Annotated in this window: 19 protein-coding genes; 12 read left to right on the forward strand and 7 right to left on the reverse strand. The window is 70.0% G+C overall.

Annotation, left to right across the window (positions count from 1 at the left end):
- Window positions 1-277: 277 nt before the first annotated feature.
- Window positions 278-2,086 carry an AMP-dependent synthetase/ligase gene (locus ACTWQN_RS15205; RefSeq protein WP_443204114.1) on the reverse strand — a complete coding sequence of 603 codons (1,809 nt, stop codon included), beginning with the start codon at window positions 2,084-2,086 and terminating at the stop codon, window positions 278-280.
- A gap of 253 nt (window positions 2,087-2,339) precedes the next feature.
- On the opposite strand from ACTWQN_RS15205, the gene ACTWQN_RS15210 reads away from it, so the two are divergent.
- From ACTWQN_RS15210 to ACTWQN_RS15230, 5 genes are all read left to right on the forward strand, one after another.
- Window positions 2,340-3,128: a metallophosphoesterase family protein gene (locus ACTWQN_RS15210; protein WP_443204115.1), complete on the forward strand. Its 789-nt coding sequence runs from the start codon at window positions 2,340-2,342 to the stop codon at window positions 3,126-3,128.
- Between the two features lie 63 nt (window positions 3,129-3,191).
- Window positions 3,192-3,638: an SRPBCC family protein gene (locus ACTWQN_RS15215; RefSeq protein ID WP_443204116.1), complete on the forward strand. Its 447-nt coding sequence runs from the start codon at window positions 3,192-3,194 to the stop codon at window positions 3,636-3,638.
- Between the two features lie 49 nt (window positions 3,639-3,687).
- A complete protein-coding gene (locus ACTWQN_RS15220) occupies window positions 3,688-4,905 on the forward strand; it encodes an ArsA family ATPase (protein ID WP_443204117.1) in 1,218 nt (405 codons plus the stop codon).
- 14 nt (window positions 4,906-4,919) lie between these two features.
- Entirely contained in the window at window positions 4,920-5,291 is a 372-nt protein-coding gene (locus ACTWQN_RS15225; protein ID WP_443204311.1) for a hypothetical protein, read from the forward strand.
- Window positions 5,285-6,229 carry an ROK family protein gene (locus ACTWQN_RS15230; RefSeq protein WP_443204118.1) on the forward strand — a complete coding sequence of 315 codons (945 nt, stop codon included), beginning with the start codon at window positions 5,285-5,287 and terminating at the stop codon, window positions 6,227-6,229. The genes ACTWQN_RS15225 and ACTWQN_RS15230 overlap by 7 nt, the downstream gene beginning before the upstream one ends.
- Window positions 6,230-6,303: 74 nt before the next feature.
- Here the strand turns inward: ACTWQN_RS15230 and ACTWQN_RS15235 are convergent, their stop codons facing one another.
- Complete coding sequence (locus tag ACTWQN_RS15235) at window positions 6,304-6,759, reverse strand: DUF308 domain-containing protein (RefSeq protein ID WP_443204119.1); 456 nt, start codon at window positions 6,757-6,759, stop codon at window positions 6,304-6,306.
- Window positions 6,756-7,523, reverse strand: a complete 768-nt coding sequence (locus ACTWQN_RS15240) for an alpha/beta hydrolase (protein ID WP_443204120.1) — start codon at window positions 7,521-7,523, stop codon at window positions 6,756-6,758. The genes ACTWQN_RS15235 and ACTWQN_RS15240 overlap by 4 nt, the downstream gene beginning before the upstream one ends.
- Before the next feature lie 184 nt (window positions 7,524-7,707).
- Here ACTWQN_RS15240 and ACTWQN_RS15245 point away from each other — a divergent pair, with 184 nt between their 5' ends.
- From ACTWQN_RS15245 to ACTWQN_RS15270, 6 genes are all read left to right on the forward strand, one after another.
- Entirely contained in the window at window positions 7,708-8,466 is a 759-nt protein-coding gene (locus tag ACTWQN_RS15245; protein ID WP_443204121.1) for a lysophospholipid acyltransferase family protein, read from the forward strand.
- A gap of 45 nt (window positions 8,467-8,511) precedes the next feature.
- Window positions 8,512-9,012, forward strand: a complete 501-nt coding sequence (locus tag ACTWQN_RS15250) for a polyadenylate-specific 3'-exoribonuclease AS (protein ID WP_443204122.1) — start codon at window positions 8,512-8,514, stop codon at window positions 9,010-9,012.
- A gap of 411 nt (window positions 9,013-9,423) precedes the next feature.
- A complete protein-coding gene (locus tag ACTWQN_RS15255; RefSeq protein ID WP_443204123.1) occupies window positions 9,424-10,449 on the forward strand; it encodes a 6-phosphofructokinase in 1,026 nt (341 codons plus the stop codon).
- 199 nt (window positions 10,450-10,648) lie between these two features.
- Window positions 10,649-12,112, forward strand: a complete 1,464-nt coding sequence (locus ACTWQN_RS15260; protein ID WP_443204124.1) for an MFS transporter — start codon at window positions 10,649-10,651, stop codon at window positions 12,110-12,112.
- Between the two features lie 64 nt (window positions 12,113-12,176).
- Window positions 12,177-12,653 (forward strand): pyridoxamine 5'-phosphate oxidase family protein, encoded by a 477-nt coding sequence (locus ACTWQN_RS15265; protein ID WP_443204125.1) that lies wholly within the window; start codon window positions 12,177-12,179, stop codon window positions 12,651-12,653.
- An 80-nt stretch (window positions 12,654-12,733) separates the two neighbouring features.
- Window positions 12,734-14,122 carry a class II 3-deoxy-7-phosphoheptulonate synthase gene (locus ACTWQN_RS15270; RefSeq protein WP_443204126.1) on the forward strand — a complete coding sequence of 463 codons (1,389 nt, stop codon included), beginning with the start codon at window positions 12,734-12,736 and terminating at the stop codon, window positions 14,120-14,122.
- A gap of 54 nt (window positions 14,123-14,176) precedes the next feature.
- On the opposite strand, the gene mptB is transcribed toward ACTWQN_RS15270, so the two are convergent.
- Window positions 14,177-15,751 carry a polyprenol phosphomannose-dependent alpha 1,6 mannosyltransferase MptB gene (gene mptB / locus ACTWQN_RS15275; protein WP_443204127.1) on the reverse strand — a complete coding sequence of 525 codons (1,575 nt, stop codon included), beginning with the start codon at window positions 15,749-15,751 and terminating at the stop codon, window positions 14,177-14,179.
- Window positions 15,752-16,061: 310 nt separating this feature from the next.
- Window positions 16,062-18,032, reverse strand: coding sequence for a Stk1 family PASTA domain-containing Ser/Thr kinase (gene pknB, locus ACTWQN_RS15280; RefSeq protein ID WP_443204128.1), 1,971 nt, complete (start codon window positions 18,030-18,032; stop codon window positions 16,062-16,064).
- 171 nt (window positions 18,033-18,203) lie between these two features.
- Here pknB and ACTWQN_RS15285 point away from each other — a divergent pair, with 171 nt between their 5' ends.
- On the forward strand, window positions 18,204-18,569 hold the full coding sequence (locus ACTWQN_RS15285; RefSeq protein ID WP_443204129.1) for an Rv2175c family DNA-binding protein: 366 nt from the start codon (window positions 18,204-18,206) through the stop codon (window positions 18,567-18,569).
- A gap of 59 nt (window positions 18,570-18,628) precedes the next feature.
- Here the strand turns inward: ACTWQN_RS15285 and crtI are convergent, their stop codons facing one another.
- Complete coding sequence (crtI, locus tag ACTWQN_RS15290) at window positions 18,629-20,095, reverse strand: phytoene desaturase family protein (protein ID WP_443204130.1); 1,467 nt, start codon at window positions 20,093-20,095, stop codon at window positions 18,629-18,631.
- Window positions 20,095-21,222: a polyprenyl synthetase family protein gene (locus tag ACTWQN_RS15295; RefSeq protein ID WP_443204131.1), complete on the reverse strand. Its 1,128-nt coding sequence runs from the start codon at window positions 21,220-21,222 to the stop codon at window positions 20,095-20,097. The genes crtI and ACTWQN_RS15295 overlap by 1 nt, the downstream gene beginning before the upstream one ends.
- Window positions 21,223-21,401: the final 179 nt, after the last annotated feature.

A 21,401-nucleotide genomic window follows, 5' to 3' on the forward strand; every position in this document is an offset into this window, starting at 1 on the left:
ACCAAGTAAGTTGGCGAAAGGTGCCCTTCACCTGTCACCCGAACGAGATCCCCGCGCCGCCGTACGGAGCGAGCGGCCTGGGTGGTCTTGTTTTTTGAAGCGGCGCAGCCGCTTAGCCCACGTACGGCGCTTGCACCGCCGCGGGTTCTCAGACGTCGTCTCGGGAGGACAGCCTCGACGTGGTGTATTGGCATACATGATGTCGGGGATCCCGGAGCGAGACGGCGTCTGAGGTTCCGCTACCTGCACCGCAAAGCGAGATGAGTTCGAAGGCGGATCAGGAGTAGATGGCTTCGATTTCGGCTGCGTGGTTTTCGGCTACCTTGTTGCGCTTGAGCTTCAGGCTCGGCGTCATCTCGCCGGTGGCTTCCGTGAAGTCCTCCGGCAGGATGCGGAACTGCTTGATCTGCTCGGCCCGGGACACCGCCTTGTTGGCCTCGTCGACCGCCTTCTGCACCTCGGCCCGCAGGTCCGGGTCGTCGGTCAACTCGGCGGCCGGGGTGTTCTCCGGGCGGGAGTTGTTCGCCAGCCAGGACGGCAGGAACTCCGGGTCCAGGGTGACCAGCGCGCCGATGAACGGCTTCTGGTCGCCGACCACCATGCACTGGCTGATCAGCGGATGCGCCCGCAGGGCGTCCTCCAACACCGCCGGGGCGACGTTCTTGCCGCCCGCGGTGACGATGATCTCCTTCTTGCGGCCGGTGATCCGCAGGAATCCCTCGTCGTCCAGCGAGCCGAGGTCGCCGGTGTGGAACCAGCCGTCCACGATGGACTCCTTGGTGGCGGTCGGGTTGTTCCAGTACTGCTGGAACACCACGTCGCCCTTGATCAGCACCTCGCCGTCGTCGGCGATGCGCACCGAGGTGCCCGCGATCGGCTTGCCGACGGTGCCGACCTTGAACGCGTCCTCCACGTTCACCGCGCACGCCGCGGTCGTCTCGGTGAGCCCGTAACCCTCCAGCACCGGCACCCCGACGCCGCGGAAGAAGTGCGCGAGCCGCTCGCCCAGCGGCGCGCCGCCGGAAACCGCCGCGATGCAGCGGCCGCCGAGCGCCGCCCGGAGCTTGCCGTAGACGAGCTTGTCGAACACCATGTGCTTGAGCTTCAGCGACAGGCCCGCGCCGCCCGCGTCGTGGGCTCGGCTGAACTCCACCGCGATGTCCTCGGCGAGGTCGAAGATCCGGCCCTTGCCGGTGCTGTGGGCCTTCTGCTTCGCGGTGTTGTAGACCTTCTCGAACACCCGGGGCACCGCCAGCACGAACGTCGGCCGGAACGAACCGAGGTCGTTGACGAGCTCCTTCACATCGCTGGTGTGACCGAGGGTGACGCGCGCGTACACGCTCATCACCGTGATGGCGCGGGCCAGCACGTGCGCCATCGGCAGGAACATCAGCATCGAGTTGCCCGGCCGGATCAGTTCCGGGAACGCCTGGATGTCCGCGCGCACCTCGGCGAGCACGTTGCGGTGGCTGAGCACGCAGCCCTTGGGGCTGCCGGTGGTGCCCGAGGTGTAGATCAGCGTGGCGGTGTCCTCGGCGCGCACCGCGCGACGCCGCAGGTGCACGTCGCGGTCGTCGACCTCCGCGCCGAGCGCGGTCAGCTCGTCCACCACACCGGCGGCTCCGCCGTCGGTGGGGCCTTCGATCTGCCAGATGTGCGAGATCTCGGAGAGCCGGTCGACGACCTTGTCCACCTCGGCGCGGTGCGCCTCGGTCTCCACGATCACGGCCTTGGCCGCGGAGTCGGTGAGGATCCACTCCGCCTGGTCGGCCGAAGAGGTCTCGTAGATCGGCACCGTGATGCCGCCGACCGCCCAGATGGCGAAGTCCAGCAGGCTCCACTCGTACCGGGTCCGCGACATCAGGGCGACCCGGTCGCCGGTCTGCACACCGACGGCGATCAGGCCCTTGGCCACGGCCAGCACCTGCGCGGCGAAGTCGGCCGCGGTGACGTCGACCCAGGTGCCGTCCACCCGGCGCCGAAAGCTCACCGTGCTCCCGAAGCGCTCCGCGTTGGCCCACACCATGTCGGTGAGGTTCTCGTCCTCGGCCACAGTCGTCGTGGCGGGTGCGCTGAACTCTCGCACGTCGAAACCTCCGAAAACACGCCAGTTAGTGGGGCACAACCTAACGTCGATAGTTACTGAGCGGTAGTCCTCGTTATCGGGCCGCAGCAGTCAACACAGCGTAGTGGTACTCGCGATCGACGTCGCGCCGCCGGTCGGGGGCTTGTACCGCCTCGCAGCCGATCGGCACAGATCAGCGCACGACGGGCGGTGCGCTGCGACACCGGAACGGATTAGGTTCGAGGTAGGAGTTGTCGGCGGATGGGAGCCTGAGTTGCGTGTCCACGTCGTCTCGGACGTCCATGGCAACGTCGAGGCCCTCAAGCGCGCGGGCGACGGCGCCGACGCGCTCGTGGTGCTGGGCGACCTGATCGACTTCGTCGACTACCACGACCACGGCAAGGGAATCCTGGGCCGGGTGTTCGGCCCGGAGAAGGTGGCGCGGTTCGCCGAACTGCGCCGCAGCCGCCGCGGACCGGAGTTCGGCGCCTACGTGCGCTCGCTGTGGGCCGGGTTGACCGACCCGGCGGAGGTGGTGGAGAACGCGGTCCGCGAGCAGTACGCCGAACTGTTCGCCGCGATGACCGCACCGACCTACGCCACCCCCGGCAACGTCGACGCGCCGCGCCTGTGGCCGGAGTTCGTCGGCGCGGGAATCCACGTCCTGGACGGCGACAGCGTCGAAATCGGCGGCCTGACCTTCGGTTTCGTCGGCGGCACGCTGCTGCCGCCGGGCGTGACGCTGCGACGGCATGCCGCCTGGGTGCCGTACCTGCGACCCGAGGACGAGTACAACGCGGCGGTGGCCGCACTGCCCAAAGTGGACGTGCTGTGCACCCACCTGCCGCCTGCCGTGCCGGAGTTGACCTACGACGTCGTAGCGCGTCGGGCGGAGCACGGCTCGCCCGCGCTGGTCGAGCGGATCGAGGCTGATCAGCCGCGCTGGTCGCTGTTCGGGCACGTGCACCAGCCACTGGCGCAGCGGATGCGCATCGGGCGCACCGAGTGCGTCAACGTCGGGCACTTCAAGCGCACCGGCCGACCGTATGCGATCCAGTGGTGAAGTGAGGAAAAACCGGGCTCCTCTTCGCCGCTACCGCCACCCGCACCCGGTAACCTGCGGCGCATGGTCGATCAGTCCACCCAGTCCATCGTGATCGAGGCCCCCGCTGCGCGGATCATGGCAGTCATCGCGGATTTCGCCGCCTACCCGGAGTGGGCGGAAGCGGTGAAGGAGATCGAGGTGCTCTCGCGCACCTCGGGCGGCAATGCGGAGCAGGTGCGCTTCATCCTGGACGCCGGGGTGGTCAAGGACACCTACGTCAACGTCTACGACTGGGCGCCCGACGGGCTGTCGGTGAGTTGGAACCTCACCGAGGGACAGGTGCAGAAGGCGCAGCGCGGCAGCTACCGGCTCACTCCGCTGGCCGATGATCGCACCGAGGTGACCTACACCCTTGCCGTGGACCTGGCGATCCCGATGATCGGCCTGTTCAAGCGCAAAGCCGAGAAGATGATCATGGACACGGCGCTGAAGGAGCTAAAGCGCCGCGTCGAGGACGCCGACGACTAGTACGACGCCGACCAGAGCGCATCCGCCCCAGACCCACCGAGACGAGCCGTTGCGAATCCTGCTGTTCACCGGAAAAGGTGGCGTGGGCAAGACCACCCTCGCCGCCGCCACCGCCGCCCGCGTCGCCGGAGACGGCGGCAAGGTGCTCGTGGTCTCCACCGATCCCGCGCACTCGCTGGCCGATGCGCTCGGCGTCGACCTCACCGCGCAGCCGCGGGAAGTTCGGCTGGACGCCTCGCGCGCGGTGCTGCACGCCGCCGAGGTGCAGACCCGCGCGCTGGTCGACGACACCTGGCGGGAACTGCGCGAACACCTGCGGACCATGCTGCAAGGCGCCGGGGTCGGCGAGGTCGATGCGGAAGAGCTGACCGTGCTGCCCGGTGTGGAGGATCTGCTCGCGCTCACCGAGGTGCACCGGCTCGCCGCGAGCGGGCTGTGGGACACCGTGATCGTCGACTGCGGCCCGACCGCCGAGACGCTGCGACTGTTGGCGCTGCCCGAGTCGCTGTCCGGATACCTGGAGCGGCTGTTCCCGGCGCACCGCCGGGCCGTGCGCGGACTGCTGGCCGGTATCGCGGGCAGCGAACACGTCGAGCGCTGGGATTCGGTGGCCGACGGTCTGGGGCGGCTCGCGGAACAGCTCGCCGCGCTCAAGGACATGCTCACCGATGCCGGGACCGGCGTGCGGCTAGTGCTCACCCCGGAGTCCGTGGTGGCGGCCGAGACCCGCCGGACGCTGACCGCCTTGGCGCTGCAGCAGATCCGGGTGGACGGTTTGATCGCCAACCGCGTGATGCCGAATCCGGGCTCGGCGCGTGGCATTGCGGCCGGTTGGTTGCGCACTCGCCGCTACGAGCAGGCGAAGGTCCTCGACGCGCTGCGGGCCTCGACGGAACTCCCGGTGCGCACCGTCGAGCACCGGGCCGCCGAGCCGGTGGGCTCGGATGCGCTGCTGGCCCTCGGCGACGAGCTCTACGCCGACGCCGATCCGCTGGAGAACCGGCCGACCATGCCGATCATGCAGGTCAGCGGCGGCGGGCGAACGCTGGATTCGGAGTACGCGCTGCGGATCGCGTTGCCGCTGCACCCGGCCGCGGACCTGGATCTGGCCCGGATCGGCGACGAACTGGCGATCACCGTCGACGGCCGTCGGCGGTTGGTCGCGCTGCCCGCGGTGCTGCGGCGGTGCATCGTGACGTCGGCAGTCGCCGGTGACGATGGGCTGACCGTGCGGTTCCGGCCCGACCCCGACCAGTGGATGCGGTGAGACGGGTGAACGAGATGCGCGACGAATCCCGGCACGACCAGCTCCTCGACGAGCTCCGCCTGTTGCTCGACGCGCTGGCCGGCAAGGCCGAGGAATACCTGCGCGGCTGCGGTGCGACCGCCGAAGCCGACAGCGGGACCGGCTGCGGCTGGTGTCCACTGTGCGCGGTGGTGGCGCTGCTGCGCGGGCAACGCCCCGAGCTCAACGACCAGCTGGTGGGGATCGTGCAGGCGCTGCGACAGGTGCTGGCCGACCAGCGTCCAGCGGAGTCCGAAGAGGACAGTCCCGAGGAGCCTGCGGCGCCGAAGGTGCAGCGGATCCGGGTGCAGCGGGTGGACGGCCGAGTGCTGTCCGAGGAAAAGACCGGGGCCGTGCCGCGTTGCTGACCGTCGGAGTGGACGTCGGCGGCACCAGCGTGCGGGCGAGCGTGGTGGATCCGCACGGCGAGATCCTGGAAACCCGCCGCGTTCCGACGCCCGCCACCAGCGCCGAGCTGAACGCGGCGATCGCCACCACGGTCCGCGCGCTGTCCGACCACTACCCGGTGGCCGGGGTCGGGCTGGCGGTCGCCGGGTTCGTCAGCGAGGACCGCCGGGTGGTGCGCTTCGCGCCGCACCTGGCGTGGCGGCACGTCGCGGTCGCCGACGAACTCGCCGATCGGCTCGGCCTGCCGGTGGTCCTGGAGCACGACGCCAACGCCGCCGCCGTCGCCGAGCAGCGCTTCGGTGCCGCCGCCGGGGCTCGGGTCGCCGCACTGGTGGCCATCGGCACGGGTATCGGCGGCGCCCTGGTGATCGATGGTGAGGTCTTCCGCGGTGCCTACGGCGTGGCGCCGGAGCTGGGACATCTGCGCGTGGTCCCGGACGGTCGCCCGTGCTCCTGCGGCAAGAGCGGTTGCTGGGAGCGGTACTGCAGCGGCACGGCGCTGGCCGCCACGGCGGCGGAGATCCGGCGGGTGACGGGGGAGCCGAGCATGCTGCCCGCGATCGGACTGACCGGCGTCGCGGTGTCGCGGGCCGCCGAGGCGGGCGATCCGGTCGCCCGCCGGGCGATGGCCGAACTGGCCCGCTGGCTCGGCGAGGGCCTGGCGCTGGTCGCGGACGTCTACGATCCGGAGGTCGTGGTGATCTCCGGTGGGGTTTCCGATTCGGCGCCGCTGTTCCTCGACGAAGCCCGCGAGCACTACGCAGCGGCCGTCACTGGAGCCGGGCACCGCCCGCTGGCACGGGTCGGCGTCGCGCACTACGGCGATCCGGCGGCCATGGTCGGAGCGGCGGCGCTGGCCCGCGAACGCATCATCACCGATGCCCCGCACCTGACCTGACCTGACCCGTGACCGCGGGTCGGCACCTGCCGTTCTCACTCCGGGCTGTGCGCGGGCGATTTCGCGCGAAAGGCTCAGATTTGGGCGCCGTCGTCGTCGGAGTTCGGCGGTCCCTGCCGCAGGCGCAGCAGGAGCCAGCCGATGCCCGCGCTGATCAGCACCAGCCCCAGTGGCAGCGTGATGGTGCTGGACATCCCCGCCAGGCCCGGCACCAACAGCAGCACCACGCCCACCACGATCACCGCGATCCCGATGAGCGTGGGCAGCCGCGGCGTGGGCAGCGGCGGCGGTTCCGGCGGGACGAAGTGCTCTTCTTCCTCGTCGGGCGCCGCCGACCAGTCCCGCGGCCCCGAGTCGGGCTCGTCCCGCGTCTGCGGTTCGACCACGTCCTCGGCGGTGTCGTCGGCCCGGTCGGCGGTGTCCTCGGGCCAGCGCGCGAACGTCGAGTCGCGTTCCAGGTCGGCGACTATCTCGGCGAATGCGGCGTCGATGTCCTCCGGCCCGTCGGCGTTGTCGCGGCGCGTGTTCATACGACTTCCTCGGCCCGTTCGCGGTGGATCCGTTGCAAGAACTCGACGCTACCGCTGAACACCGTCGGGGCGTCATGGTCCAAGGTCGCGACGTGGAAGCTGTCGGTCAGCACGACCTCGGTGAGATCGGAGCTGCGGACCTCGTCCAGCACGATCGCGGAGTTGACCGGCTCGACGACGTGGTCGGTGTTCGACCGGAACAGCAGCAGCGGTTGGCGCACCTGGCCCAGCTCGCCGCGCACAACGCGCCACAACTGTTGCAGGCTGGCCATCGCCCGCAGCGGCAACCGGTCGTAGGCGAGCTCGAAGCCGTCGGGCTTGGCGATGTCGCCGGTGATCCCGCTCGCCGCCGGGACCACCCGGCACAGCACCGGGAGCAGGCGGGCGGCCCTGCGCAGCGTTGTCACCGACGGGTTGACCAGCACGATCCCCGCGATGTCCGGGTGCTGCTGGGCCAGCCGCAGGGCGAGCGTGCCACCCATCGACTGCCCGAAGACGAACACCGACCGGCACCGGCCGCGCAGCTCGTCGAACTCGGCGTCCACGGTGTCGTACCAGTCGCGCCACGCGGTCTGGTTCAGGTCCTGCCAGCGGGTGCCGTGGCCGGGCAGTCGCGGGCAGCGGACCGTGCAGCCCTCCGCCGCGAGATGCTCACCCCAGGCCCGCATGCTCTGCGGGGTACTGGTGAAACCGTGGCAGAGCAGCACACCGATGTCCTCCGATCCGTCGTGCGCGAACGGTTCGGCGCCGGAGAGCACGGGCACCGCAGCCTCCCAACACCGTCGGCGTGCCAGTACCGCTTCATGGTCGCATGCGCGGCCGACGATTGGGGCGGGGTAATCGCCGATGCGCGATACTGCGAACCCCTGTCGAAGGTCGCATTGTGCGGGTTGTCCGGCCTCCGTAGGCTGAGCAGGGAACTCGGCGGGGCAAGGAGGCGGCGGCGCGGTGTTGTACTGGGTGATGAAGCACCTCTTGCTCGGGCCCGTGATGAAGTTGTTCTGCCGCCCGAAGGTCGAAGGCGTCGAGCACGTGCCGACCACCGGTGGCGCGATCCTGGTCAGCAACCACCTGGCCGTCGCCGACTCGTTCTTCATGCCGCTGATGATGCCGCGCCGGGTGACCTTCCTGGCCAAACGCGAGTACTTCACCGGCAAGGGCATCAAGGGCCGGTTCAAGAAGTACTTCTTCTCCGGTGTCGGCCAGGTGCCGATCGACCGCTCCAGCGGCGCCGCCGCGCAGGCCGCACTGGACACCGGGATCCGGTTGCTCAGCGAGGGAAAGCTGCTGGGCGTCTACCCGGAGGGCACCCGGTCGCCGGACGGTCGGCTGTACAAGGGCAAGACCGGGGTGGCGCGGATGGCGCTGGAGTCGCGGGCGCCGGTGATCCCGATCGCGATGTTCGGCACCGACAAGGTCAATCCCATCGGTTCGAAGATGTGGTACCCGCACCGGGTGCTGGTGAAGGTCGGGCCGCCGCTGGACTTCTCCCGCTACGAGGGCATGGCCGGTGACCGGTTCGTGGAGCGGTCCATCACCGACGAGATCATGTACGCCCTGATGGAGCTCTCCGGCCAGGAGTACGTCGACGTCTACGCCGCCAAGATCAAGGACGACTTGGCCGCGCAGGGCAAGCAGGTGGCGGGTTGGACCAGCCCGTCGCAGCGGCCCGGCGAGGGTCGGCTGCCCCGTTCCAAGGCCGGCTGACAGCCCGCACCGGCTGCTGGTTCGGCGGCCACCTACCCTTGCTCGGTGCGGTATTTCTACGACTGCGAGTTCATCGAGGACGGACGCACCATCGAACTGGTGTCGATCGGGATGGTCGACGAGTCCGGCCGCGAGTTCTACGCGGTTTCCACCGAGTTCGACGCTGCTCGGGCCGGTGCCTGGGTGCGGCAGCACGTGCTGCCGCAGTTGCCGCCGCCCGCGGACCCGTGCTGGCGTTCCCGCGCCCGGATCCGCGAAGACCTTTACGCCTTCCTGACCGCGCGCCGTGGGAACATCGAGCTGTGGGCCTGGTACGCCGCCTACGACCACGTGGCGCTGGCCCAGCTGTGGGGCGCGATGCCGATGCTGCCGTCGCGGATCCCGAAGTTCACCCGTGACCTGCGGCAGCGCTGGGAAGACGTCGGAAAGCCGAAACTGCCGTCGGCGCCGGAGAACGCGCACGACGCACTCGCCGACGCCAAGCACAACCTGGAACGCTGGAAGGTGATCGAAGAGACCCGCCGCAAACGCGGCTACCCCGAATAGGAGAGTGTGCGGGGGTTGGTTTGCGTGGCGGTGCGGGTGGCAGACCTGGCGATTTCGCGCGAAATCGCCACCCGCCCCGCGTGGGAGAGGGCGATTTCGCGCGAAATCGCCCACCTCACCCGAGGTGCAAGGCCCGACACGACCACTTCAAAGACAGGCACTGAGAACTTGCGGCGGTGCGAGTTGCGAGGGTGGTGGGAAGCGGCTGACGCCGCTTGCCTGACGACCAGCCCCGCTACGCCCAAACCGCGCGAGCTCTAGGCCGAGGCGATTGGTGTTCGACGGCTGGCCACGCCGACTACCGGGGCACTTGCTGCACCGATCCAGTTCGTGCCACGCTTGTGCAGGGGAGACGTGGATCACCTCTCGACGGGTTCGATTTAGGAGGCGGCAAAGGCAATGCCTGCTGGAATGCGTGTCGGAGTGCTCACCGGGGGCGGCGACTGCCCCGGACTCAACGCGGTGCTCCGCGCGGTGACCCGCAAGGGGATTTCGGTGCACCAGCACGAAATCCTGGGATTCCGCAGCGGGTGGTTGGGGCCGGTGGAAGGCTTGACCATGCCGCTGACCCTCGACGCGGTCGAGGAGATCCTCAACCGGGGCGGCACCATCCTGGGCTCGTCGCGCACCAACCCGTACAAGGTCGACGACGGGGTCGCGAAGCTCCGGGCCACGCTCGACGAGCACCGGATCGATGCGCTGATCGCGATCGGCGGCGAGGACACCCTGGGGGTCGCCGAGCAGCTGACCCACGACGGCGTGCCGGTGGTCGGGGTGCCCAAGACGATCGACAACGACCTGGACGCCACCGACTACACCTTCGGTTTCGACACCGCGGTGCACATCGCCACCGAGGCCATCGACCGGTTGCGCACCACTGCGGAGTCGCACCACCGGGCGCTGGTGGTCGAGGTGATGGGGCGGCACGCCGGGTGGATCGCACTGCACTCCGGGTTGGCCGGTGGCGCCAACGTCATCCTCGTGCCGGAGCAGCCGTTCAGCGTGGAGCGGGTCTGCGACTGGGTGCAGCAGCGCTTCGAACGGCAGTACGCGCCGATCATCGTGGTCGCCGAGGGTGCGGTCCCGGAAGGTGGCAAGGAGCTGCTGCTGACCGGTGAGAAGGACGCCTTCGGGCACGTCCGGCTGGGCGGCGTGGGCACCTGGCTGGCCGACGAGATCGCCGGGCGCACCGGCAAGGAATCGCGTGCCGTGGTGCTCGGCCACGTGCAGCGCGGCGGTACGCCGACGGCCTACGACCGGGTGCTGGCCACCCGCTTCGGCCTGCACGCCATCGACGCGATCACCGAAGGCGACTTCGGCAAGATGGTCGCGCTGCGCGGCACCGACATCGTCCGCGTCCCGCTGAGCGACGCAACCGCAACCCTCAAGACGGTGCCCCCGGAACGCCTCGCCGAAGCCGAAGTCCTCTTCGGCTGACCCCCAGGGGAAATTATTCGAGTGAAGGGCACCTTTGACCGGCTTACCCGGACAAAGGTGCCCTTCACTCATCACCTGACCAGGCGCGTTCCATCATGTGGACGGTGGTTTTGGGCCGGTTAGGCTAATTCCTCGCGACTTCAGTGGCTTGCGGTGCGGTCCCGCGAGCAGTGATCGAACGAACTCGGAGGGAACCACCGTGTCCACGCAGCCGGTCGCCGAGCGTGAGCCAGTGCTCATCCGCTCGGCTCGGGACGTCACCGAACTGGTCAACTCGGGTGCGGCACGGGGCAGCCACGCGAAGATGATCGTGCTGCTGGCGCTCGGCGGGATCTTCCTGGACGCCTACGACCTCACCTCGCTGGCCTACGGCATCACCGACATCAAGCAGCAGTTCGGCCTCTCGCCCGCCGAGGCCGGTGCGGTCACCGCGTCGATCAGCGTCGGCGCGATCTTCGGCGCTTGGTTCGGCGGCCTGCTGGTCGACCGGCTGGGTCGCTACCGGGTGTTCATGGCGGACATGCTGTTCTTCGTGCTCTCCGCGATCGGCTGCGCGCTGGCGCCGAACATGGAGATCCTGATCCTGTGCCGGTTCCTGATGGGCATCGGGGTCGGCATGGACATCCCGGTCGCCATGGCGTTCCTGGCCGAGTTCTCCCGGCTGAAGGGCAAGGGCAGCAAGGGTTCGCGAACCGCGGCGTGGTCGCCCGCCTGGTACGTCGCGACCAGCGGCTGCTACCTGGTGATCATGCTGCTCTACTTCGCGTTGCCCGACGAGCAGCACGGCCTGCTGTGGCGGTTCACCGTCGGTTTCGGCGCGCTGCCCGCACTGGTGATCCTGCTGGTGCGCAACAAGTACATGAACGAGTCGCCGTCCTGGGCGGCCAACCAGGGCGATCTGGCGCGGGCCGCGAAGATCCTGCGCAAGTCCTACGGGGTCAACGCGGTCGTCGCTGCTGACGCGGAGCTCGCGAAGCCGCAGTCGCAGCGCCGCGGCCTGCGGGAGTTCGCGCAGCTGTTCCACCGCCGCTACCGGGCTCGGACCGCGCAGGCGCTGATCATCGGTCTCGCCCAGACCTTCGGCTACAACGCGGTCGCCTACGGGCTGCCGATCATCATCGCGAGCATCCTCTCCCAGGGCGCGCTGAACACGATCACGGCTTCGCTGGTGCTCAACCTGGTCTTCGCCGTCACCGGTGGTCTGCTCGGCATCCGGCTGGCCAACAAGGTCGGTGGCTGGACGATGACCTTCCTCGGCTTCGCGGTGCAGCTCGCGTCGCTGGTGGTGTTGGCGCTGATCGGCAAGCCGTCGGCCACCGCGTACGTGCTGTTCGCGATCTTCGCGCTGGGCGCGTTCATGTTCGCGCAGGCCTGCGGGCCGGGCGCGCACTTCATGAGCTTCGCCTCGCTGAGCTACCCGACGACGATGCGCGGCACCGGGATCGGCTTCAACCAGGGCACCCTGCGGGTCGGTTCGACGCTGGCGCTGTTCTTCTTCCCGGTGCTCAGCTCGGCCCTGGGCAGCGGCGTGTTCTGGGTGATCGCGCTCGCCCCGCTGCTGGGGCTGGTGGCGTTGCTGGCCAAGCGCTGGGAGCCGGTGGGTTACGACGCCGACGCGGTGGCGGACGCCTGGGAGCGCGAGGCGGCCAGCGCTGCCCGTTGACGAGTCGGCGGCTCGCGGCTGAAGATCGGCGGGAGCGAGCAACCGCACGGAAACCGGAGCAGACATGTCGCGGCGCGGCCAGATCACCATGTCCGACGAGGAGATAGTCGAGTTCATCGACCAGCGCCGGATCGTGGTGCTGGCCACGGTGAAATCCGATGGGCGACCGCACCTGGTGCCGATGTGGTTCGTACCCGACGGCCCGGTGATCGAGGTGTGGTCCTACGGCAGGTCGCAGAAGACGCTGAACCTGCGCCGCGACCCGCGGGCCACGCTGCTGCTGGAGACCGGCGCGGAATACGGCGAACTGCGCGGCGTCTCGCTGGAGTGCGACGTCCAGGTCCTGGAATCCCCGGCAGACGTCGAGCGCATCGGCCTGAGCCTGGCCCAGCGCTACGGTTCGCTGTCACCCAACGGGCTGGTGTCGGACGAACAGGCCCGCGCTGGGCTGCGGGCGAGGGCGGCCAAACGCGTCGGGCTGCGCTTCACCCCGACCCGGACGATCAGCTGGGACCACCGCAAACTCGGCGGCGCCTACTGAATCGACGTCCGCTGGGCATCCGCGACGCGGACGGCTCGCCCGAAGTAAAACGAGTGGCGGACAGCGCTTATTCTGGACGGGTGAATTGGACCGTCGACGTGCCCGTAGACGAGCTGCCCGAGTTGCCGCCGCTACCGCCGGAAATGCGCGCCCGCTTGGACGACGCGCTGTCCCGGCCCGCCATGCAACAGCCGCAGTGGCCGGACCCGGACCAGGCCAAGAACGTCCGGAAGGTGCTGGAGAGCGTTCCGCCGGTGACCGTTCCCTCCGAGGTGGACCAGTTGCGCCAGCACCTCGCTGAGGTCGCCCGGGGCCAGGCCTTTCTGCTGCAGGGCGGTGACTGCGCGGAGACCTTTGCGGACAACACCGAGCCGCACATCCGCGGCAACATCCGGACCCTGCTGCAGATGGCGGTCGTGCTCACCTACGGCGCGAGCATGCCGGTGGTCAAGGTCGGCCGGATCGCCGGTCAGTACGCCAAGCCCCGGTCCAGCGACAACGACGCGCTGGGGTTGCCGTCCTACCGCGGCGACATGATCAACTCGCTGGTCGCCGCGGAGGACGCGCGCCGCCACGACCCGTCGCGGCTGATCCGCGCCTACGCCAACGCCAGCGCCGCGATGAACCTCTCCCGCGCGCTGACCAGTGCCGGGATGGCGGCGCTGACCAAGGTGCACGACTGGAACAAGGACTTCGTGCTCAACTCGCCAGCTGGCGAGCGCTACGAGTCGGTCGCCGCCGAGATCGACCGCGGCCTGCGGTTCATGTCGGCCTGCGGGGTGGATGACTCCAGCCTGCACTCGGTGCAGTTCTACGCCAGCCACGAGGCGTTGGTGCTGGACTACGAGCGCGCCATGCTGCGACTGGACAACACCCGCGAGAAGCCGCGGCTGTACGACCTGTCCGGGCACTTCCTGTGGGTGGGGGAGCGGACTCGCCAGCTCGACGGCGCGCACATCGCGTTCGCCGAGCTGATCTCCAACCCGATCGGCCTCAAGATCGGGCCGGGCACCACCCCCGAGCAGGCCGTCGAGTACGTGGAGCGGCTGGACCCGAACAACGAGCCCGGTCGGCTCACCCTGGTCAGCCGGATGGGCAACGGCAAGGTGCGCGACGTGCTGCCGCCGATCGTGGAGAAGGTCACCGCCTCCGGGCACCAGGTGATCTGGCAGTGCGACCCCATGCACGGCAACACCCACGAATCCAGCACCGGCTACAAGACCCGGCACTTCGACCGGGTGGTGGACGAGGTGCAGGGCTTCTTCGAGGTGCACAACCGGCTCGGCACCCACCCCGGCGGCATTCACATCGAGCTGACCGGCGAGGACGTCACGGAGTGCCTCGGTGGCGCCCAGGAGATCTCCGACACCGACCTCGCGGGCCGCTACGAGACCGCCTGCGACCCGCGCCTGAACACCCAGCAGTCGCTGGAGCTGGCGTTCCTGGTCGCGGAGATGCTCCGCGGCTGACCGAACGGCGGCAGCAGGGCCCGGACGCGGTTCCGGGCCCTTTTGCTGTCCTGGTCAGGAACGCTGCGGTTCGCGGCCGGTCGGGACGGTGCGCGACAGGCCACCGAAGGTGCTGCTCAGGCCCAGCGGGTCGAAGCGGACCAGGGACAGCGAGCCGAGCACGGCAGCGCCGATGCCGACCGCGACGAACGGCCAGTTGTACATCGCCTGCTCGCCGTCGGGGTAGTAGGCCAACACCAGCGCGATCGAGGCGCCGACCACGTAGGACAGCGCGCGGGGCGTCCAGGCGAAGGCGCAGCCGAGGGCAAGGCCCCAGGTCAGGTACCACGGCAGGACGACGGGCGACAGCAGCGCGCCGCAGCACAGCACGATCGCGGCCCGGCGCACCGCCTCGGTGCCGCCGACCCGCGCCTGCCACCAGTTCCAGGCGAGGATCACGACCAGCAGCAGGGAGCCGAGCGTGCGGGTGGTGCCCACGAACGGCCAGCTGTTGGTCTCGCCGAACAGCGAAACCAGGCTGTACAGCGCCTGCCCGACGGCGGTCGGCGCGGACAGGTAGTTGACGATCATGCCGGGTGCCGACAGGGCGGAAAGCCAACCGAAACCGACCTTGGCCAGCGCCGTGCAGGCGCCGAAGACCACCACGAACACCCCGAGCGCCGGGAACACGGCGCGGCAGAACCGCTGCCACAGCGGGCCCGGCAGCCGGGACGCCCACAACCACACCAGGAACGGCAGGGCCAACCCGGCGGTCGCCTTGATGGCCATCGCCGCCGACACCAGCGCGATCCCGCCGACGTGCTTGCCGTCCAGCATCAGCAACGTGCCGACCGCCAGCAGCCCGATCATGAGCATGTCGTTGTGCGGACCGCCGACCAGGTGCACCACGGTCATCGGGCTGGCCGCGACCAGCCACAGCGCGACGGTCAGCCGTCCGCCGAGGTGGCGGACCAGGCCGGGCAGCGCGCAGATCAGCATCACCAGGCCGCCCAGCAGCACCAACCGCATCACGATGACGCTCGCGATCACGTCGTGACCGGCCAGCAGGATCACGCCCTTGGCCACGCCGATGAACAGCGGACCGTAGGGCGCCGGTGTGGTTTGCCAGGTCGGGTGCACGTTCTCCGGGATGGGGCCGGTGAGCGTGGACGGGCCGACGCCGTAGGGGTCGAGACCACCCAGCGCCAGCAGGCCCTGACCGAGGTAGCTGTAGACGTCGCGGGTGAACAGCGGCGGCGCGACGAGTATCGGGCCGAGCCAGGCGGCGGTCGCCCAGAGCACCCCGCGCGAGGTGACCAGCTGCGCGATCACGCCGCGGCCGAGCCGCACCCACGCCCACACCAGCAGCGCGAACCCGAGGTAGACGACCGCGATGGCCACGTCGCGGCCGTGCCCGTAGCGCAGCGCCGACAGCGGTCCGGTGCCCAGGATCGGGTCGTGGACGAGTGTTCCGCCAGCGCCGAAGGAGCCGAACAGCAGCAACGTGGATCCGATCGCGCCGAGTGCGATGGTGCGCAAAGGAAGCGGACGACGCGGCCGACGTCCGCCCAGACCGGACAGGTCGGCTGTGGTCTCGTTGGTCCGTTCGGACCAGTCGGGAGCCGACTCGATCGAAACACTCGGGGGCATTGTGCTGCCAATAGTTCCACAACCGTCTGTCGATCCCGCTGTGACCAGGCGAGATCGGCCGTGTCGCGGTCGGGAGCCCCACTTTTCGGTGATCATCGGCGGCCAAGTAGCCGCTGGTAGACCCCCGCTTCTTGGCAACGTTACAGCGCCGACAAGAGATCAGGATCACATTGGGAATCGCGCAATTTTCACCCGGGCGTAGCGCGCCGGTCCGCGACGAAACCCGTGTGTTAACCCGCTGGTAGCCGGGTGAGCGGAGCTCTCTACCGGAACAACCGGGCGAGAGTCCCGCTCACCTGGAACAACGAGCTCAGAGCGCGCTCGCGTAAATGGTGGTGCCAGGCGCGACCCGGCTGCCGGAAAGCGGATACAAGTTGGACAGGATCGTCATGTTCGGACGCTGGAAGATCGACTGGACGCTCAGCGTCAGGCCCATTGCCGTGACCTGCTGTTGCGCCTCGTCCACCTGGAGGCCTCCGAGGTTGGGCACCGTGATCGCGTTCGACAGCACCACGCCGACGCGCGGCCGTCCGACCAGCAGGACCTCGTTGCCGATGGCCGGATCGGTGCTGATCACGTGGTCGCCGTCGACGCCGGAGTCGAACTGGCGGCCCGCCTCGTAGGGCTCGAACCCGGCGTTGCTCAGCGTGGTGAACGCGTCCTCGCGACTCATCCCGCGCACGTTGGGCACCTGCACCGGCGGCGGACCCTTGCTGACGATCAGGGTGACCTCGGCGCTGATGTTCAGCTGGGTCCCGGGCGCCGGGTTGACCCCGATGACCCGGCCCTGGGGCACGGTGGTGTGGTACTGGTCGCCGGACTCGTCGCGCTTGGGTTGCAGCTTGGCGTTGCGGATCGCGCTTTCCGCCTCGGCCACCGTGATGCCCTCTTGGATCGCCGGAACCCTGGGCTTGCCCAGCGAGACCACCAGATCGACGGTGCCACCGCTGCGTACCCGGGAACCTTCCCCAGGCGAGGAGCTGATCACCACGCCTTCCGACACGGTGTTGTCGTTCTCCTTGGTGACGTTTCCGGTCAGGCCCACGCCTTCGAGTGCCCGCTGCGCGGCCAACTCCTGCTCGCCGACGACCCGGGGGACCTGGACCCAGCTGCCCAGTCCCAGCCAGTACGCCGAACCGCCGATCAGCGCGGCCAGCACCAGGACCGCGACCGTCCACAGCGTCACGGTCCGCCTGCTGCGTCGGCGTTCCCCCCGCTGCGGTGCGTCGACGGCCGCCATCTCATCCGTGTGCTCGTCGTAGGTGGCGGGACGCAGCATCGCGCGGGTGCGCTGCGGACCGGCGGGCGCGTCCTGGACGGCCGGGATCTGCTCGGTCGGCGGATCGGCGGGCGCCATCCGCGCGGTGCGCTCCTCCGACGCCGGGACCGGGACCGACACCGGGGCGATGCCGAGTTCGGCGCGCACCTGCTGCAGCCTGGCGAGGAAGGCTTCGGCGCCGTCCGGGCGCTGCGCCGGGTCGCGCCGGGTCGCGCGCACCACCAGGTCGTCGATGGCCGGTGGGATGTCCGGGACTTGCTCGCTCGGCGCTGGCACATCGTCGTTGACGTGCCGGTACGCCACCGACAGCGCGGTGTCGCCGAGGTAGGGCGGGCTGCCGGTGAGCATCTCGTAGAGCACGATTCCGGCCGCGTAGACATCGGTGCGGGCGTCGGCGGCGCCGGTGGTCACCTGCTCCGGCGACAGGTACGCGACGGTGCCCAGGATGACGCTGCCGCTGGTCGTCCCGGCCTCGGCGGCGGCGCGGACCAGCCCGAAGTCGGCGACCTTGACCGAACCGTCGGTGCCGATCAGCACGTTCTCCGGCTTGACGTCGCGGTGCACCATGCCTGCCTGGTGCGCGGCGGCCAGCGCCGAGAGCACCGGAGCCATCACGCTCAGCGCCATCGGCAGCGGTAGCCGACCCCGCCGGTCCATGATCAGATCACGCAGCGTGCAGCCCTCGACCAGCTGCATCACCAGGAAGACGTGATCGGCGTCGGGCCCGTGGTCCACGCCCTGGTCGTAGACGGCGACGATGTCGGGGTGGTGCAGCCGGGCCGCCGAGCGCGCCTCGCGTTCGAAGCGGTCCACGAACGACCGGTCACCGGAGTACCGCGCGTCCATCACCTTGATGGCCACCGGCCGGTCCAGCCGGGTGTCCAAGCCGCGGTACACCGTGGACATGCCGCCGCGGGCGATCAGCGAATCCACCCGGTACCGGTGTTCGAGCATGGCTCCGACGAGGCTCGCGCCGCGTCCGGAGCGTGTCTCAGGAGTCATCTTCTGCCAACCGCCGGGTAATCTGCCACCCCGATTGTGGCAGGTGGCGCGGGCGGCATCGGGGACACCTCCGCAGCTCGGACTCGGGACCCATCACGATCATGATCGTAGGTCGAAGATAACCCGGGCGGTGCACGGCATCGCGGTCCCACATGTGGCAAGGTGTGCAGCGTGAGTGCGATCCCTGCTGCCCCGGATGTGCTCGCTCCCGATGTGGAGGTCGTCCCGCTGCCCGATGTCGCTGAGCGGCTCGGTCAGCCCGTTACCCGGGTGCACCAACTAATCCGTGATGGCCACCTGCTCGCCTTGCGCCGGGACGGCGTGCTGGGCGTGCCGACCGCGTTCCTCGTCGACACGGCGGTCGTGAAGGGCCTGGCGGGCACGATCACCCTGCTCCGGGATGCCGGTTACCACGAGGACGAGATCCTCCGGTGGCTGTTCACCCCGGACGACTCGCTGCCCGGCACGCCGATCGACGCCCTGCGCGGCGACCGCGGCCGTGAGGTGAAGCGAAGGGCCCAGGCAATGGGCTTCTGAGGACTGCCGTCGCAGCGCTGCTCCGGACTAGTTCCGCGTGGCGGTGCCGGTGCGCGGCATCAACCACCGGTGATGCGCCGTGCGGCGAGCTTGCCGGACAGCAGGACCGGCGGGACACCGACACCCGGCGTCGTGCCGGAACCGGCGAGCACCGCATTGGTCAGACCGCGCACCAGGTTCCGCGGCCGGAACGGGCCGGTCTGGGCGAAGGTGTGCGCGGCCGAGAACGGTGTTCCGGCGGCATGCCGCTGGGCCGCCCAGTCCGCCGGGGTGACCAGCTGCTGCACCTCGATCGCGGCACCGAAGCCGGTGAAGCCGCGCCGCTGCAGCGTGTCCAGCAGTTCGTCGCGGTAGGCCGGGCCGACCCGGTCCCAGTCGATCGGCCCGGTCCGCAGGTTCGGGCACGGTGCGAGCACGTAGTGCAGCTCGCGGTCGGCGGGCGCCAGCGCCGGGTCGGTCGCGGTCGGCCGGGTGATGAGCAGCGACGGATCGCTCATCAGCTGGCCGTCGCGGATGATCTCGGTGAACGTGCGGTGCCACGCCGCGCCGAAGGAGATCGTGTGGTGGGCGCTGGACCACCGGCGAGTGGTTCCGGCGTGCAGCACCACCGCCGACGGCGACCAGCGCAATCGGCGCCGCGGCCGGTTGCCGAGCAGTTCCCGCACGACCGGCGGATCGGGCGTGAGCACGACCGCGTCGGCCGCGATGCGCTCGCCGCCCGAGGTGCGCACGGCGGTGATCCGGTCGGCGCGCCGCTCCAGCCCGGTCACCTCGGTGCGGTAGCGGAACGTGACCCCGGCGCCCGCTGCGGCGTCGGCGAGCGCCGTCGGGACCGCGTGCATGCCACCGCGCGGGAACCACACGCCGTTGACCGTGTCCATGTAGGAGATGACCGCGTACAGGGCGAGTGCGCGGCGCGGATCCAAGCCTGCGTAGAGCGCCTGGAAGGAGAACACCCGGCGCAGCCGTTCGTCGCGCAGGAACCGGCCGATCGCCGGGCCGAGCCGACCGAAGCCGCCGAGCGCGACCAGCCGGGCCAGTTCCGGCGACACCAGGTCCAGCGGTGAGTCGAAGTTCGCGTCGATGAACCGGTGCATCTCCGCCCGGTACACCTCGGTCAGCCAGCGCCGCAACCGCCGGTATCCGGCCGCCTCGGCCGCTCCGGCGAACCGCCGGACCTCCTGCTCCATCGCCGCGCCGTCGGTGTGCACGTCCAACACCGAGCCGTCGGCGAATCGTGCCTGGTAGGCCGGGTGCAGCGGGATCAGGTCCAGGCGCTGCGCCAGGCTTTCGCCGACCGCGTGCAGCGCTTCGTCGACCAGTTCGGGCATGGTCAGCACGGTCGGACCGGTGTCGATCCGGTACCCGGCGAGCTCGCGCAACCCGGCTCGTCCGCCGGGCACCGCCGCGCGTTCGACCACGGTCACCTGTCGGCCCGCTCCGGCCAGGTGCAGGGCGGCGGCCAGCCCCGCGAGTCCCGCGCCGACGACCACCACGTGGTCGGTGCGGCCGGTGACGGTGCGCATCAGCGACTGCGGTCGGTGACCGCGATCGCCAGCTCGGCTAACCGCGACGCGGCCGGTTCGGCCAGCCCGGCGGTGTGCAGCGCGAGCATCGCCGATCCGGTCAGCTCGGTGATCCGCTTCTCCACGGCCTCGACCGCACCGAGCCGGGTGAGCACCAGCCGGGCCTGTTCGACGCGGTCTTCGTCCAGGTCGGGATCGCCGAGCACGCCGCGCAGCAGGTCCAGGGCAGGCTGGTCGGCCTGTTCGCGGGCCGTGGCGACCGCTTCGGCGACCAGCACCGTCCGCTTGCCTTCGCGCAGGTCGTCCCCGGCGGGTTTGCCGGTCACGCTCGGATCGCCGAAGACGCCGAGCAGGTCGTCGCGCAGCTGGAAGGCCACGCCGATGTCGGAGCCGAACCGGTTGAGCGCGCGCAGCGCGGCCGGACCGACCCCGGCGACCTCGGCGCCGAGCTCCAGCGGTCGCTGCACGGTGTAGGAGGCAGCCTTGAGCTGGCAGATCCGCAGTGCCGCCTGCGGTGTCTCGTCGCCCCGGAACTGACCGAGCACGTCGAGGTACTGGCCCGCGAGCACCTCGGTGCGCATCGCGCGCCACGGGCGCAGTGCGCGGGCCAGTGCGTCCGGTGCGATCCCGGCGCTGTGCAGCATGTCGTCGGCCCAGGACAGCGCCAGGTCACCGAGCAGGACCGCTGCGGCCGCGCCGAACTGGCGGCCCTCACCGGCGAATCCCGCGTCCCGGTGGATCTGCTCGAACTTGCGGTGCACGGTCGGGTTGCCGCGCCGGGTGTCCGACTCGTCGATCAGGTCGTCGTGCAACAGCGCGCACGCCTGCAGCAGTTCGAGTGCGCTCGCCGCCCGCAGCATCGCCTTCGCCGCCGGGCCCTCGGCGGTACCACCGGCCGCGCGCCAGCCCCACCAGGCGAAGGTAGGGCGGATCCGTTTGCCGCCACCGAGGACGAACTCGGCCAGTTCGGCCACGGCAGCCGCGAACGCCGGGTCGAGGTCGGTTGCCTCGGCGCGGCGGGTCCGCAAGTAGTGGGTCAACGTCTGCTGGACCTGACCGGGCAGGTCGAATTCCACGACGGCGTCCTTGCCGGTTGCCTGCGCGATGGCCGAATGTGATGGAGGCACACCTCCATCCTCCGCGATGCCGCCAGGCGGCGGCGCCCGGGTCTGCCGGGTCGCTCCCAGTCACCGGATCAGCTGCGGAACGTAGTCACGGCATCGCCGGTCGTGCGCGCTCCGCACAGTCTTGCCCCGTGAACGAGCCGCACGGTTCCTCGGTTCCGCAGCGGGCGCCTGACGTTCCG

Origin of the sequence: Saccharopolyspora antiqui (assembly GCF_052246905.1) — a bacterium.
GTDB lineage: Bacteria > Actinomycetota > Actinomycetes > Mycobacteriales > Pseudonocardiaceae > Saccharopolyspora.

Coding starts and splice junctions, on each gene's coding strand:
- ACTWQN_RS15215 (WP_443204116.1), top strand. CDS start 3,192: ATGGTCGATCAGTCCACCCAGTCCATCGTGATCGAGGCCCCCGCTGCG.
- ACTWQN_RS15225 (WP_443204311.1), top strand. CDS start 4,920: ATGCGCGACGAATCCCGGCACGACCAGCTCCTCGACGAGCTCCGCCTG.
- ACTWQN_RS15235 (WP_443204119.1), bottom strand. CDS start 6,759: ATGAACACGCGCCGCGACAACGCCGACGGGCCGGAGGACATCGACGCC.
- ACTWQN_RS15255 (WP_443204123.1), top strand. CDS start 9,424: ATGCGTGTCGGAGTGCTCACCGGGGGCGGCGACTGCCCCGGACTCAAC.
- ACTWQN_RS15265 (WP_443204125.1), top strand. CDS start 12,177: ATGTCGCGGCGCGGCCAGATCACCATGTCCGACGAGGAGATAGTCGAG.
- mptB (WP_443204127.1), bottom strand. CDS start 15,751: ATGCCCCCGAGTGTTTCGATCGAGTCGGCTCCCGACTGGTCCGAACGG.
- pknB (WP_443204128.1), bottom strand. CDS start 18,032: ATGACTCCTGAGACACGCTCCGGACGCGGCGCGAGCCTCGTCGGAGCC.
- crtI (WP_443204130.1), bottom strand. CDS start 20,095: ATGCGCACCGTCACCGGCCGCACCGACCACGTGGTGGTCGTCGGCGCG.